15 protein-coding genes and 1 tRNA gene are annotated in these 15,552 nt (G+C 38.3%); all 16 read right to left on the bottom strand.

Going from position 1 to position 15,552, the window contains the following annotated elements; all coding sequences use genetic code 11:
* Positions 1 to 232 precede the first annotated feature (232 nt).
* Complete coding sequence (locus tag H8S54_RS12195; RefSeq protein WP_186901575.1) at positions 233 to 1,936, bottom strand: hypothetical protein; 1,704 nt, start codon at positions 1,934 to 1,936, stop codon at positions 233 to 235.
* A gap of 127 nt (positions 1,937 to 2,063) precedes the next feature.
* Complete coding sequence (locus H8S54_RS12190) at positions 2,064 to 2,681, bottom strand: HAD hydrolase-like protein (protein WP_330600181.1); 618 nt, start codon at positions 2,679 to 2,681, stop codon at positions 2,064 to 2,066.
* A gap of 336 nt (positions 2,682 to 3,017) precedes the next feature.
* Positions 3,018 to 3,091, bottom strand: a tRNA-Ser gene (locus tag H8S54_RS12185).
* Positions 3,092 to 3,190: 99 nt separating this feature from the next.
* Positions 3,191 to 3,535, bottom strand: a complete 345-nt coding sequence (locus tag H8S54_RS12180) for a hypothetical protein (protein ID WP_021925059.1) — start codon at positions 3,533 to 3,535, stop codon at positions 3,191 to 3,193.
* Positions 3,481 to 3,630 carry a hypothetical protein gene (locus tag H8S54_RS18305; protein WP_021925058.1) on the bottom strand — a complete coding sequence of 50 codons (150 nt, stop codon included), beginning with the start codon at positions 3,628 to 3,630 and terminating at the stop codon, positions 3,481 to 3,483. Before H8S54_RS18305 ends, H8S54_RS12180 begins: the two co-directional genes overlap by 55 nt.
* A gap of 92 nt (positions 3,631 to 3,722) precedes the next feature.
* Positions 3,723 to 4,031 carry a helix-turn-helix domain-containing protein gene (locus H8S54_RS12175; protein ID WP_021925057.1) on the bottom strand — a complete coding sequence of 103 codons (309 nt, stop codon included), beginning with the start codon at positions 4,029 to 4,031 and terminating at the stop codon, positions 3,723 to 3,725.
* 33 nt (positions 4,032 to 4,064) lie between these two features.
* Positions 4,065 to 4,667 (bottom strand): class I SAM-dependent methyltransferase, encoded by a 603-nt coding sequence (locus H8S54_RS12170; protein ID WP_021925056.1) that lies wholly within the window; start codon positions 4,665 to 4,667, stop codon positions 4,065 to 4,067.
* Positions 4,664 to 5,716 carry a 5-methylcytosine-specific restriction endonuclease system specificity protein McrC gene (gene mcrC, locus H8S54_RS12165; protein ID WP_021925055.1) on the bottom strand — a complete coding sequence of 351 codons (1,053 nt, stop codon included), beginning with the start codon at positions 5,714 to 5,716 and terminating at the stop codon, positions 4,664 to 4,666. The genes H8S54_RS12170 and mcrC overlap by 4 nt, the downstream gene beginning before the upstream one ends.
* Positions 5,713 to 8,106 carry an AAA family ATPase gene (locus H8S54_RS12160; RefSeq protein ID WP_021925054.1) on the bottom strand — a complete coding sequence of 798 codons (2,394 nt, stop codon included), beginning with the start codon at positions 8,104 to 8,106 and terminating at the stop codon, positions 5,713 to 5,715. The genes mcrC and H8S54_RS12160 overlap by 4 nt, the downstream gene beginning before the upstream one ends.
* 66 nt (positions 8,107 to 8,172) lie before the next feature.
* Positions 8,173 to 8,400 (bottom strand): hypothetical protein, encoded by a 228-nt coding sequence (locus H8S54_RS12155; RefSeq protein WP_021925053.1) that lies wholly within the window; start codon positions 8,398 to 8,400, stop codon positions 8,173 to 8,175.
* Between the two features lie 162 nt (positions 8,401 to 8,562).
* A complete protein-coding gene (locus H8S54_RS12150; RefSeq protein WP_021925052.1) occupies positions 8,563 to 9,393 on the bottom strand; it encodes an SDR family oxidoreductase in 831 nt (276 codons plus the stop codon).
* A complete protein-coding gene (locus tag H8S54_RS12145) occupies positions 9,390 to 10,220 on the bottom strand; it encodes an MBL fold metallo-hydrolase (protein ID WP_021925051.1) in 831 nt (276 codons plus the stop codon). The genes H8S54_RS12150 and H8S54_RS12145 overlap by 4 nt, the downstream gene beginning before the upstream one ends.
* Before the next feature lie 220 nt (positions 10,221 to 10,440).
* Positions 10,441 to 11,898 carry a hypothetical protein gene (locus H8S54_RS12140; RefSeq protein WP_117854405.1) on the bottom strand — a complete coding sequence of 486 codons (1,458 nt, stop codon included), beginning with the start codon at positions 11,896 to 11,898 and terminating at the stop codon, positions 10,441 to 10,443.
* Between the two features lie 499 nt (positions 11,899 to 12,397).
* Complete coding sequence (locus H8S54_RS12135) at positions 12,398 to 13,591, bottom strand: XRE family transcriptional regulator (RefSeq protein ID WP_117854406.1); 1,194 nt, start codon at positions 13,589 to 13,591, stop codon at positions 12,398 to 12,400.
* A gap of 48 nt (positions 13,592 to 13,639) precedes the next feature.
* A complete protein-coding gene (locus H8S54_RS12130; protein ID WP_147343033.1) occupies positions 13,640 to 14,428 on the bottom strand; it encodes a DUF5986 family protein in 789 nt (262 codons plus the stop codon).
* Positions 14,429 to 14,782: 354 nt separating this feature from the next.
* Complete coding sequence (locus H8S54_RS12125) at positions 14,783 to 15,412, bottom strand: HNH endonuclease (protein WP_186901574.1); 630 nt, start codon at positions 15,410 to 15,412, stop codon at positions 14,783 to 14,785.
* Between the last annotated feature and the right edge of the window lie 140 nt (positions 15,413 to 15,552).

Here is a 15,552-nt window from a genome sequence, read left to right as displayed (position 1 = left end):
GAAATGTCATGAGTATTGTCAAAAGCACATATATCATGACTTCCATTTATAACAATTTCACCAGATGAAAAGAATACTTTACTAATGAATTATAGCATTGTTCCTTACTGTTGTCTTCAGTTTCTGAGTATATAAAAAACGAACCGAATGCTTTATCCTTTGGAATCAGAAGATGCTGGCTGATTATGCCATTGGCACATTACATAAGTGTTATGGGAAATGGGGAACCCAATCATTTCACATATCCAAATTTCACCAATTCCTGTATAAATGCACTCCGTCTTGGATATCGTTTGCGATATTCTGCCATAAATGTATTTTTTTCACCGATAATTCCATGAGACTCCTTTACTTCACCATAAGCAGAAATAAACGCAGCACATTCATGGTAGTATTTTCTTCTGTTGGCAGTCATGATTCCATCTACCCGCAGGGAAATAAGCTGGTTAATTTTATTCATCCAACGTATTCTGTCTTCGTTCGAAATCTTTACCTCCTGTTTCCATTTGCAGATGATTTCCCACAATAACTCAGTACTGTTCTTTGTGCAGGTATGTCCGGTTCCTTTATAAAATTCTTCTGCCGTAAATTCATATTTTTGCTGTATATAGTTTAATAAACAGGATAATCCTGCAGGCAAATCTGTTCCCTGATATAACAGAAGTAAAAAGCTGGTGATGCCCTCCTTCATAAAGGTAAATGACCAGCCAAGTGATTCTCTTACACTCATGCCCTGGGCCATTACAGTATCAAATTCTTTATTCCAGAAAAGAAGCATAAAATATAATTCATTATCCGTTTTATATAGACCCTGGCAGATTTTTGCTGCCTGTCGTTTGTTATTTTCCCAGTTGTCTCCGCAGAAGCGCAGACGAAGGTAATGAACAAGCGACGGATTAGAGCGGAATGCTTCCAGCCAGCAATATTCGCATACTGATTCCTGATTATTTTCACATGCATATTTGGCTGTAAGCAGAGCTATTTCGCTCCGGACTTTTGTGTTTTCGGAAATCCTTTCCAATGCTTCTATACCAATGCTCATCATACGCTGATTTTTATCAGGATCAGAGTTTTGCTCCAAGATCTGCTTATATAACTCAGGACAGGTATTTGCATATTTTCTGGCTGTATCGAGAATCTGCTGTTCATCCTGAAGCATAGACTGGGCTTCTTTCAAAAGTATTTTTACACCCATTCCGCTGTGGGTTCCCAGGTATTCAATCCAAAGCGGAAGGAACTGCTCAAACTCAGGTAATTCAAAGTTTCCTGTCTGGAGAACATCTTCCAGCCGCACAGAGTAACACTGAAAATTATGGATCATGCAAAGCAGTTCTTCTGCACGATCTTCCAATCTATTTCCCTGGTATTCCAGATATAAGCATTCACGAACTGTTTTTTCCATAGAGCCAGACAAAAGTTCGTGTTCATAAAGGTCGTTTATGCCAAGAGGTTCACCGCAAAAATCCTCATAATCTCCTTTTGCAGTGATCTCCAGTACAGACAGTGTTTCGGCTAGTTCACAGCCTTCTTTATATACTGCCAGATCAATACATTTATGAATCAGCCGGATCGTGTCTTCAATTTCAGATAAAACACCCATGGAATCTGAAAAAAGAACTTCATCCGCATCACTGTTATACCAGTCATCCCATTCTTCGTTATATTCGCTATCGAGGCATCGGATACCGTTATTGATTTCTGCTAATATTTCCTGATTATGTTTCAGCTCTATAAGCAGCTGCTGATGATCGTCACAAGTTGTTTTGGGGGAGTCCGTGGCAGTGGTTTGGGAAGCTGCTGTTAAAGTATCCAAAAAGATTTCTCTTTTATGCTCTGGTAATGTTCTGGCAATTTCATGGATAACAGCAAGCAACTGGTCCTTTGATAACTGTTTTGTAAGTTCATCTGATTTTCTTAAAAAAGTTGGTAAATTCATTTGTATTCTCCATAGTAATCTTATTTTCCATGCAAAAAACTCCTTATAAACATACTATAGCATTGTTCATTACAGTTGTCATTGGGTTTCGTGGTCAAAGATTAAAAGAACGCTTCCCCATCTGATATTACTCTGCTTTTGACTTTGCCCTGGCAGGAATATCTCCCACTCCATTTAAAACCATAGTTGGACGATATGCATACATTTTAAGTGTATCCTTTGTCGAACATCCGGAAAGAACAAGCACAGTAGACATACCGCTTTCCATTCCTGAAATCACATCTGTATCCATTCTGTCACCAACCATGACAGCCTCTGCTGAGTGACAACCAAGCATATTTAATCCTGTTCGCATCATCAGTGGATTAGGCTTTCCGCAAAAATATGCCTTTGTACCAGTTGCCATTTCGATAGGTGCGATCAACGCCCGGCATGCAGGGGCAATACCGTTCTCAATTGGGCCTGAAACATCTGAATTTGCCCCGATCAGCTTAGCTCCCTTTAAAACCAGATTTGTTGCCTGAGTCAAGGTATCCAGCGAATAGGAACGGCCCTCTCCAACAATAACATAATCCGGGTTTACATCATTCATTGTTATGCCAACATCATAAAGGGCATTTAATAAACCCGCTTCTCCAATTACAAATGCGGAACAGCCCGCTGCCTGTTCTTTTAAAAAAGCAGCTGTTGTGTTTAGGGGAAAATTTTTAGGAAGTTCACAATTTATGTTTTTGTCAACTATCACAGTTACTTTCCTCATTAATACCATACAAAGCATGTATTCTTATCCACTTATATAAAAAACGCCTGCATCTCTGCAAGCACCTTATCATATTGTTCCACAATTTCATATATTATTCTGCCTGCATTACAGCCATGAGGCTTATCCCTGGTCAATCAGTTTAACACCTTAACCTTGTTCATGGATTTCGGCACATTTCTATGCCTAAAGTAAAGTTGTCAATTTATTAAAAACGGTTTAAGAACAAAATCGTTGACCATTCAGAATTAACCGTTCAAACATAACCCAAAATGATTCACAATTGGAGATGTTCTGCAACATCATATTAATAACCCCAATTTTCGAAGGCAGGATTCGAACCCGCGACATCATGGTTAGCAGCCATGTGCGCTACCAACTGCGCCACTTACTAATTGAGTACCCAAATTTTCATCAGAATTGGTATATTCTTGTAACATAACCCTGTTACAGGGAAACTGAGTTCAGGATTTTTCGTAATGCAGACAATGCAGTTATGCAATTTCAATAAAAGTAGTCGCATTCGACACTTTAATCTGCGTATCCAATTCTGTAAGCAGAATGTTTCGCTTTTCTTCAAGCATTCCTAATTTCTTCTTTACATCCAGCGGATCAACAAGTTCAGCGGTATTCTCCCTTACATACGCATCTACAACGCCTAATGGCTTCTCATCTTTCCCCTTACTATCACGCCCCAGAATACTTAAACGCATATTCTCTGCAGTGGACTGAAGCTGACTATTCTTCATATCACAAAAACGTACCCGCTCATTATATTCATTGTTTAACTTCTCCTGAAGCTTCCCTTCAAAATCAGCATCTCCATCATAGGAATCCATGCCACGAAGCTTGCTTTTTCAATCTTATCTGTTATCTTTTTTACTAACAGGTCCCTCTCGTCCAAAGCCTGTGTCACCAGCATTGTTTCTCCCATAAAAAATCCTCCCATAGTTTATTTCCAAGTCGCTTTCTGAAAATAATTTTACAGGAGAATTTCTCTTTTGTCATTGTACTTGTAGTATAATTCTACGCTGCCTCAATTGCTTTTATTTTGCCATAATAAATACGCATTCGCTTTAACTGTACTTGATTTTCTGCTGTAAGAATTCTCTTTCTGCTTCCGCACAGCATGTCATCCACTGAAACCTGAAACAGATAACTAAGCGCATACAAATTATCTACAGATGGCATACTGATCCCATTTAACCAGTGATACACACTTTGAATACTACCCAATCTCAAATACTGCTGAACATCTTTTACTGTAAAACCGCATTCATCCATAATTCTGCGCAAATTAATTCCAGTTTGCTTTTTGTCAATTAACGGAATCATTCTTAGCCCACCTTTCTCTCTTATTTCATGATTTTAAATTCCCCCCACCGAAAACACCACAATCCTCTCCCTCTCATTCTTCCCCTCAAACAAATCCTCCGTATCGATCTCATCAAAAAACAGCAACAGCTCTTCTGTCATCAGGCAGCTGATGTATTCTTCTGAGGGATAATAAAAAAACAGCAGGATTTCCCTTGGGTTTTCGTAGTAGGATTCGTAGATTCTGGACAGGACTTTTCGGAGGATTTCTATGGAAAAGGGATTGAAGAAATAGCAGCGGTCTACGGATGTCGGTACTGGGTATTCTTCGGCGCTTGTCAGTTCGAAGGAAGTCCTTTTCCCGGATACAGCCTGTTCCTGATTGGCTCTGGCGCCGGCGTAAATTCTGTCGTCGTATTCTACGCCGATTGAGCTGCATCTTGTCTGGTAGGACAGGTAGAAGCACACTCTGCCTTTTCCGGTTCCGTAGTCTAATACCACATTTTTCTTTCTGATTAGGCCGCTGTTCGCCAGCCGTTCCAGGACGCAATACGGCGTTGGCTCATAGGGATAGCGATATTGATCCGCGCGGGAATCATCCCGGCCGGTGGTTTTTATTTTTAACAGCTTGTCCCACTGATTTTCATTTTGGTTCATAACAGCATCTCCCTTACAATCCCATCCAACTGCTTCCGAATCCCCTCAAAGGGCAAATTCAAATCCAATGTTTTCACCCCAATCTCATTTCCATGCATCTGGTAAGTTTGGTCAGGATGGATTTGGTCTTCTGTTTTGGCGTAGAGAAGAAGGCCGGAAACCTTGTGGGGTGTTTCGCCAAAAGCGTAATCTTTGTTTTTCACATAAGTAAAAATCTGATAAAGGTTGCCAGAATGCAGTGTATGTCTGCCGTAATGCTCCTGTGTGGTATGGGAATAATATTTTGCGTCAATGATCAATACGCTGCTGCCAAGCTGCAGAGTGATGTCGCTTTGCATGACGGGAAGCATGGTACCGCTTCCATCGTCCAGCGCCCAGGGAATCTGGGACGCAGTTACGGACAGCTGGGGAAAATGTTTTCTGTAATATTCCAGGATAAATTTCTCATAAAGGCGGCACATTCTCTGCTCATCAAGAAAAGCAGCCAACCTGTATTCTCCCTGCTCGGTGGTAAGCAGCAAGCCCTCTGCAAGCAGCTGACAGATACTGATCAGCATCCGGTAATTCTGATTGTTCCGCCCAAACCGTATGGCAGACCAGCGGACAGATGTTAATTCCAGCGTATCCACAGCAGAGAAAAACAGCATTTTCTTTTTCAGATCATCCTTATATCTCGCTTTCACATTCCCGTGCTTCAAAAGAAGCAAAACCGTTGATTTCAAAATCTGGTTCAGCAGATTGTTTTCGGAAAGCTCGTCAAACTCGCAGGCCAGCAACTGCCTTCTGGACATTTTGTTCCGGATGGTTCCCTGCATATTGATTTTTCCCCGCATGACAGACAAATCCTCCTGACAGTTCCGGTATTCCCGATACAGGCCCTGCTTCAGCTGAAAACCAATGCCCTTCGCCAGAATTGCGGCAAAAAGATTCTGCATATCCTCAAACTTCTCTGCCGCAATCTCCTCATAATTAGACTGGTTCAGCGTTTGAAAAGCGTAGGACAGCATATAATAAATATTTTTTATGAGAATACTTTTATCTCTCGTCATTGAAATACCCCATGGAGAATATTTTCCCAGCGCTGTACTTTATCCAGGTCGTCAAACCAGTACTCTTCCAGCATGGGAAGAACATCAAAATCCACGATTTCAAGCAGTTTTTCTGCCGTGCACGCCTTCATGCCGCAAAAATAACTGTGTCCGATGCAGAAGCCTTTTCCTAGAGATCTGTCTGCTGTGATTTCTTTGTTCAGTTCTGTTATTTTGCCAATCAAGGAGTCAAACAATTCACTGTTCAGAGCGTTCTGATATTTCACGAAGCCTTCTGACTCAAATCCCGGCTCCATCTCAAAAAAGCTGAATCTTCTCCGCAGAGCATAATCAATCATGGCAAGACTCCGGTCCGCCGTATTCATCATTCCAATAATATGTACCCGCTCCGGAACCGAAAAACTCAAGCCATTGTACGCCAGAGCCGTCTTGGTTCCCCGGTAATCCTTCTCAATCAGCATGAGAAGTTCCCCAAAAATCTTGCTCATATTTCCACGATTGATTTCGTCAATAATGAAAAAATAATCCTTGTCCGGGTTGTTTGCAGCCTTCTGGCAAAACCGATAGAAAATCCCATATTTCAGCGCAAAAGAATCCCCTTCCGGCTTATATCCCATAATAAAATCTTCATAGGAATAATTCTGGTGGAACTGTACAAATTCCACCCGGCTCTCGTCCTTTTCTCCCATGATCGAATAGGCCAATCTTTTTGCGGCAAAGGTTTTTCCCACGCCAGGGGCTCCCTGAAGGATGATGTTCTTTTTTCTCAAAAGCACGGACACAAGACGGTTGTATTTCGCCTCCGTCATATATACCTCTTCCAGGAAATTTTCTTTTGTATACGGCTCTGTCCTTTGCCCGGAAAATGCAGACGGATTGTTCTCACGAATCATATCCATAATAAAATCAAATTCTCCTTTGGTAAGCTTAAACAGGCTTCCCTGCTGATTGACAAAGTACTCCATTCGCGCAAGCTCCGGGCAGGCCTTCAAAGTCAAATAATCAATAGGCGCAGAAAGTCCCTCAACTTTTTCAAAATAGATCTGCTCTCCATCCTGCTCTGCGGTTACTTTGCAAATCGCCACCACCTGTTTCACTGGATAGGATTCGTAACCGATGATGAAATTCCCAGCTTTGGCGTCCAGGAAATTCTGAAAAATGCGGCGCTTATTGCCGTTCTCGTTGTAAAGGGTGTAGGACTGCACCTCTCCCACAGCAAGATCCGAAAAACTCCAGATGTTTGGATTGGCATTCAGCCACCAATAATGCGGCTCGTCCTCTTCCTGGGAAACAACATACAATGAAATCTGGGACAAATCTGTTTCTTTCAATGCTGCTTCCAGTTCCTCCCGCAGCTTCCAGATATATACGCCCTCTTCATCTGTGCCTGCTTTTTTTCCTATATATAGAGTGGGCCACCATTTCGTACTGCCATCCTGCTGCCAGACCGGACATCCGGTTTTCTCAGTAATGCGCTTTGCAAGAGCAGAAGACCCGGCATTATAAAAATTAGGGCTTTCTCCGTATTTCACGGAAAGCTGGGTGCAAGTAGCTTTGCCGCCATAATCCAGCATGCGCTTCATAATTTCAAGACTGCTCTCGTTAAAAACTTCCTCGTCAGCCAGCAAGCATTTCCACTCCTGCACCGTTATGCCGGGATCGTAGTCTTCAGCTTTGGGCCACCACTCATCTGCAGATGCACGGTTTCGCTGGCTGTAAAATCGGCTGATGTAAAAGCCAAGATCCATTGTCAGCGTCCTAAGTTCCGGATCCGGATAGCAGGTTTCTGTCAGCTGAGACTTCAGCATCCTTCTCAGCTCGTCCTCTTTTTTCAGTTCTTCGCACAGCGCATTGTAAAAGGCATAAAAGTTCCGCAGATTTTCCCCGTAATGACCCTTTCGGAAACTAAGATCACAGCCTAATTCTGCTGCGGCGTTTTTCACTTCACTGTATTTGTAAATGTAATATTTGTCCGGATATCTGAGCCACAGGTAGGTGGTGATGGCATTTTCGTACTGGTAATGCTGCGCTGCATCATTTCCATATTTCTCAAGCAAAATTCCCGCCTGATCCTTAAACGCAAGAATTCTGGAAATCACATCCTGAGTCTCATCAAAAAGTGCGAGATACATCGCCCGCACTTCCTCCGGTGCTGCTTTTGCAAAACCTTCAATCATTTTTCCTGGAAAATTATTCATAGAAACCAACAGATTATAAGTCTTTGCCAGCGAACGTGTAAGCATATCCGCAAAATCAGCCGCATTCACATCCCAGTTATCCTGAAAACACTTCACAGCCTCCCATTTGTACTTTTCATTCGGCCACTGCATTTGGATGAAATCCTTCTTGTAGCAGGCAATGGCATCGGTTAGGTAGGAATTATTGAACATTGGTGAATCTCCTTAATTTTCATATAGATATCTAAATTTACACTTCCATCATCTAGAGCGTGATATTTATTCAAAAATATCTGGCTCATTCTCAATCAAATCTTCCGCCAGATATTTTGCATCCATATTTTCTATTCCATAACTGCCATTTGAAATTTGTTCAGTAAGTTTACTGGAATAATAAATATCAAATGCCTTCCGCAAATCAATCCCTTTTATTTCGGAAATTGCATTAATGATATCATTTTCCAAATTTTGCTTATAAACCTCTTCCAATGTTTTCTTATCTACCATTGTTTTCCACCTCATATGCTCTTTTAAAAGTAATAAGTCGATTCAGTGTTCAACCACCCACATACTACAAAATACCACCTGTTTTGTGACTTTCTTATGCTGGAACTCAAAATAATCATCTTCCTGTATGTACGAATCCACTGCAATCAAAAGGTTTATTCATTATTTTTCATTAGAATTCCCTTCCCTAAGCGTCTTATTCGTCCTTTCATAATCCCTCAGGCATCTCTTCAGCCCATCAAAAACATCACTGAATTCCACACCATATTTTCTCGCCTTTTCGCAATTCATCCACAAATTATGTCTTGGCGGAGCATCCTGAACCGCCACCTGGTTTCCAAGCAAATCTAAAAACTGTTCTGTGATCTCATACATGGACTGGGTGGTCTCGCTTCCAAAATTATACGCGCCTCCCGGCAAAGCCATCACATGATCCATGTTTTCAACCACTTCCTTCAGATAGGTAATTCCGCGAAACTGTCTGGTACTAAACGCCGCCTGCTGCTTCGCATGTATCATATTCAGAAAATAATTCGGCTTCTTTGAAACATAGTCATACATCCACTCCGCCCGCAGCATCACGGCAGAAGGAACCAAATCCAACACCCGCTGCTCCATCTCCAGCTTATGTTCCGCATAAATATTTCCCGGCTTTACTACATCTTCTATATATGGTCCATTCTCCTCGCAGGCACTGTATACCTGATCGGAGCTGAAGCAGATCAATTTTCTGTCTTTGCATGCATGAGCCAGATACACCGGAATCTGCACATTTGCAAAATACGATGCTTCCGGATTTTTCTGACAGGTCCCGATATCAGAAATTGCCGCGGTATGAATCACCACATCCGCTTCACTTTCCTCAACCATTCGCTTTATCCTCTCCTGAGTTGCATTTCGAAGAGATGGTGCAGCGGCCGCCTGAGCATATGATTCCATGATTTTATGTCCTACAAATCCTGTTGTTCCTGTAATAAGCAGTTTCATTTTCATGATTCCCTTTTGCCGTTCTTTGAAAATAAAATAGAAAACGATTCCAGATCATCCGGGATCAGAAGATTGCCGGAAAAATAGTTTCTGCCCTCATTTCCATAAAGCTCTTTTCGGTGCGCAATATTTTTATCTTCTGTATGATACAGCAGCAGATTTTTCACATGAAGTTTCTCCGCCAGTTCGCAGGCATCCTTCACAGTAGAATGGTGTTTCTCATACGGATGGAAAATCTCCGCCTGACTGCTCATACAAAACGCTTCATGCAAAAGCCATGTACTGTTTTTCGCATATTTTTCCTCACAGGGATGGTATGGTTCATCTCCGCAGCATGTTAATTTCTCCCCATTTCCCAATTCCATGCAAAAGCCAAACTGCTTGGTCTTCGTTGACTGTATATCGAAAAAGGTAACTTTTTTGTTCAAAATCTCTTTCGACTCGCCATCTGTCACAGGTATCAGATGAAGACGCTTTCCAATAAACTCTGTGTCTTTCTTTTGCAGCAGTTTTTCGGAAAAATCCTGGAGCAAGGTGGTCACTTCATCATGTGCATATATGACTGCTTCGCCTTCGTATTCGCCCTGCTTCATGGACTGACAGATCATGCGAATCATCCAGATTATCCCGGTAATATGATCGAGATGCTTGTGCGTCACAAAAATAGTTTTTATCTTTTTCCAATCGATTCCGGCATGTTTCAACTGGTGGAGGATCTGGCTTCCTCCACCGCCATCTACCAGGAAATATTGATTGCTTTCGTGCAGGACGAAGCAGGTGTTGTAGCACTCGGTTGTTACTGCGTTGCCGGTGCCTAGGATTGTAAGGGTCATGGTTGGTTCTCCTGACATAGAAAATTTATGATTTCTAATAAAGTGTATAGGGATATTGTCCGAATTTATAAATCCTCTTATGAAAACAAAAAGGATTCATAAAATCACTATCTTTTTATAAGATATATGATACTATGAACCCTTAATGGGTGCAAGCGAAAAAGTCAAGCCGCATTTTGTTAAAGCTCATTTTTTCTTCATATCCCACCTTATTTAACGCTTATGAATAAGGTATAAATTCTCTCCGTTTTTGCATACCAGCAGCTTCAACAGCAATTTTAACTCCACGGTTCTTTTCTTCCTTAGGTATCCATTTTCCACCTTTTTTAATTTTTCCAATAATGATTTCGGAAATTTCTTTCTCCGATTTTCCATCAATAAATAACACATCTCCTATAAAAGTTAAAATAGTGTCTAATGTTGCAATTTTATAAATCGGATCAATTTCTCTGCTATGAATCGACCATGGACTTACCGTAAAATGCTGTTTTCTTTCCCAATAATATTTTGATACACGCCGTTCGAATATAAGCATACAATCTGTATTGTTTAATATACTTACATAATAATTAAAAACATTTTTTAAATTTTCTGAAGTCATTTCAATAGATGCTGAAAGACTAGATTTACTATACCTATAACCATCTTGTGTTAGACAATGACATCCAATTTTTTTCATAAAGTCTTTAATAGGCATTGTAAAAAAAATGGGTTGCTTGAAACGGTCATTTTGTATCTTAAATCGTATTACAGTACCCTTGGTTCCCAAAAAAGTTACATCCTTTTGCTTTAGACACTTTTCAAATACAAAAATATTTCTTTTAATAAATTCAGGTTCATATATAAATTGTAAAGTTTCCTCATTTAAAATTCCATTTGCCTTTTGTATATTCTCAATCACATATTTATAACCGTTTTTCAGCAACCAGTCTGCAATTTTTCTTGTACATAATAAAGGATTTCTTCTATTTTTTGCATAGCAGTTTTCAGCTCTTTCGTATAGTTCACAAAACTCATTCATTTTCAAGTTAAATTTATTAATACTTTCGCTTAAATCTCCTCCAGAAGATATATAAACAGTTCTAATTCGATTACACATAGCAATTACACTTTTTAAATCACTATGCAATTTATAAGGCAAAACCATAGGGAACTGTTCAATCTTATTATTAGCATTTTTACAGAAATCTATATTTTCGCCAAGTGCTACGTCAAATTCAGTTTGTCTAGCATCTTTTTTTACATCTCTTCTATATGAACTTACCTTAGAAATTACACTCCCTGCCCCTTTTATATCTTTATAGTGCTTCACACACTCAGATCCAACATGCAGTTCCTCTCCAGTTATACTGTTTTCGATATAACATATATATACCGTCTTTCTACTACACAACTGACAATGCACTTCATTATCAGCAATCTCAAATGATGACTTTGCGTGCCATTCATTTTTTATACGGTCCATCATCATCTTCGTATCATGATTTAAAATCATACGCGCCTTATCATCAAAAGCTATATCTTCCTTTAACTGAGCTGCCGACAAAGTATTATATGTTTTTAAACATTCATACATATTACCATATATTTCTATATTTTTCGCCTCTTCACTTCGCTTTAACAATACCAGATCTCTTTTGTGTAAAATTAGATTATTAGATGTTTTCTTTATTGACACGTTTAATTCCTCCGTAGAAAAAAGAGAAGAATTGATAGTTCCAAAAGATATTATAGAACAAACGTACGATCAAGTCAACGTTTTCTTTGCAATATATTGTGTCTTATATTTTACCGTCGTCTATATATAGTGTTTTATTGTTATGATATTTAGTTTTTTCCAAATATACTATAAACATTTTTTGTACTGCATACCTATATTTCCAGTACCATCACTCCTTATGCTGCTCTAATATCCCCTCTCCAAAATGGCATTTCTCCTACCATATACCACTCAAATGTTCATCCCCAACTCTATCATAGATTCTTTTAATTAAGTTCAAAATATATATCCTACAATTATAAAATCAAACTGATCCAATCATCAAAAAGCTATCATTAATTACAATATTATTAATGCTACTGTATGTATTTATTTCGCAATATCTATGACAAATTTCCTCTTTTATCAATAAAACACCTGATAAAGCGAATACTTTCTTACCTTATCAGGTGAATTGTTATTCTGTATCTTTCTTAATTGTCATAAACGGTATCACTTTTGATTCCTGATACAACGTTCCTTCTCTAAGATACATAAGATTCTCCAAGTCATGTTGGGAAAGATAAATTCCATATCTTCCAAATTCCCTTAATAACTCACTTACAGTAAGATATCCACCTTCAAACAACATGTCTAATGCAGCTTGAAAAATTGTATCTCCAATTTCTCCCGGTTTATCTCCAGGCTCATGTAGCCTATATCCATTCTTCGACATTATACGCATCATATACTGAAACTGATTTGCTGAGATAATATCCAGTTGTCTTGCCCTATACATCATTGCCTGCATAGACACTTTCCATTTTTTCTTTAAAGCAAAATAGTAATCTATATTTGTTGGATAGGCAGAAACAGACTTCGAAAAAGACTTTTTAGGAAGCAGTAATGCACTGGCAAACATATTAGCTTGTTTTTCTCTTGCATTAAACTCATCCCTTGATATTTCTTCGTTATCCTCTCCCCAAGTGTGCAACAATATATGTCCTAATTCATGAGCCATATCAAATCGAAGCCTTTCAATTGGTTTTGAACCAATTGCCAATGCAATTATATAAATTGTTTTTCCATCTATTTTAATCTGCTGGCTAAATGCATCTATATCACTGTCTACATTTCTAAATCCTGTCACAATTATTCCATTAGACTGCAGTGCATACTGTAAATTATCTATAGGTCCGCTTCCTAGATCCCAAAATTCACGAATTAACATAGCCAATTTTTCAATTTCATTAATTGCTTGCTCAGAATCTACATTAATAATATCTTCAGGTATATCGATCCCTGTCGTATCTGGAAGATTTAGTTCTGGAACATTCACATAATTTAAAATCACTTCATACATTTTAGATACGTATTCCAGCTTTATTTTCTGTGCATTTCGAGATTTTTTAGTTGCTGATGCCTGAGATCTAAAATACGTATTTCCCGTCGATACAGTACATAAATCCTCAGATGTAAAAAAATCAACCGGAAAGTCTAATGTTCTTGCAATTTTTTCAACATTCTCAAAGGGAGGCTTATTTCCAGCATTTGCATAAAGAGACAATGATTGCTTGCTGATGCCAGTTTCATCAGCAAGCTCTGTCATTTTTTTTCCCCTAAATTGTAAAGCCTCTTTTAATCTTTGACCATTAAATTTTTGTACATTCATATCTGTACAGGAAACATAATTTTATTTAATAACTTATTGTCGAAGAACTTATGCTTCCTTATTCTCCTCTACAGACTTCGGCAATATTTCAGTACGTTTTTTTGGTTCAGTAGATTTGCTTGCAGGTATTTTTGCTTTAACAGAGAGTAAGCTACGCACATCTCTTTTCTCTTCTGGTTTTGGCTCTACTGCTGTTAATTCCCCAAAGTTTGGTTTTAATGCTTCAAGTATCGATATTTCTTGAACTTTATCAAAATCTTTGTCCATCAAAACTGCCGATAAGCTTTTCATTACAAATTTCTCAACTTCATATGAAACTATCCAAAAACGATAACCTTCATATTCGCATACAGCCTCTTCCATTATTGAGAAAAAATCTTTTTCAAAGTCCTCCTCGCTAAATGCCGATGTAAATGTTGGATCATAATCAGCAATAGTCATCTGTTTTACTTCTGCAACCTCATCTTTATTGATTGTATTGACCATCGTCTGTGCATAATGAGGACTTCTCCTAGCTCTATTTTTGATAATCCTATTAAGGGTGTTTTTGGTACAGACAGAAAACAACGCTTTATTCCCATTGTCTACTACCAGAACCCCCTTCCACGAACTCCTACTAAACACCTTAATTTTCACATCTTCAGAAACCACCATTTTACTCAGATTCGTATTAACTTTGTCTGCCCTTACGCCTGGCATTCCATTTGTAGTAATCGTATTACAATTTTGAAAGTATGATCTGACATCTTCAACTGCACCTTTTTCAATTGCTTTTCCGATCATTGTCATCGTAGTCATAAGATTGTCGCTTATTGTCATTAATTCATTTACCTCCATAAGAGATTTTCTATTCGTATTTTTACATAAATCGCTTATTTTGTCAAGTTTATTTTGATATTTCTTTTATTTTGTTAATTTATTTTCAAAAGAACAATCTAATATGTCAACTCATATCAGATTGTTCTTAAACCTTTTTTATATTTAGTTACCTCAGCTACAACTACTTTAGCAGTATTATAAAAATTTCATTCCAAACAAAATATTTTTATCACTACATAAAAATATTGGGCACACGTCTATAAATACAGAACTTTTTTATCTTTCAAAAAACAAATTTATATGAATACCTTTCAATAATCCACTAATACCGTAAATAGAATATTTTAATTATACTGCCTTTGTCTAAAAATACTATTTTATTAAACTTTCAAATTCCTCTTTTCCAATTTTTATACCACTTGCAGCTAACCGATCAGACCTATCATAATATATTTTATCTACAACATTCATTTTTTCAGATTCAACACCATAATGTAATCGCCTATGGCATGTTGGACATAAACAAATTACATTAGCATAAATATCCAAACTATTTTGGAATCTGTTCTGGTACTTCATTGGCAAAGCATGATGTCCTTCCATATATGGTTTTCCTGTTCTTTTTGCAGTAAAAGTTTTATGGTTTGAATTTATTTCACATTTATATCCAGCTGATTCTATAGATTGCATTTTTATTATAGAAGATCTTTTCCACGTATTTATAGTAACAATCTGTTTATTCGCAATTGGAATTTCAATATCCATGCTTTTTATCTGCTCATGAATATTTTCAAATCCATCGCCATTAGCAAATCTGAAATAATGATTAAAACCAACGCTGTACATTCGATGTCCGCGTGTATCCAAATCAACAAAGTCAGGATCCTTATACAGATATTCTTTTACTACCACTAAATCATCAATATCTTTAATCTCATATATTGACTGTTTTATTTTCTTTTTTTCAACAAGAAATTTTGAAATAGACTTCAACGCTTGCAAATAATGTTTAATCGTTGAATCTGCAAATTCTGCCCGAACGGTACGCCTATTCTGAAATTAGCGGTACATCCATTCTGATTTAGCGGTATGCGTTTTCTGCTCAAAGCGGTACGTTTTTCCTTTATTATTGTGATGTAACT

The organism is Blautia segnis (genome assembly GCF_014287535.1).
GTDB lineage: Bacteria > Bacillota > Clostridia > Lachnospirales > Lachnospiraceae > Blautia_A > Blautia_A acetigignens.
Note: the sequence above shows the minus strand (reverse complement) of the source record. Positions and strands in the feature narration are given on the sequence as shown.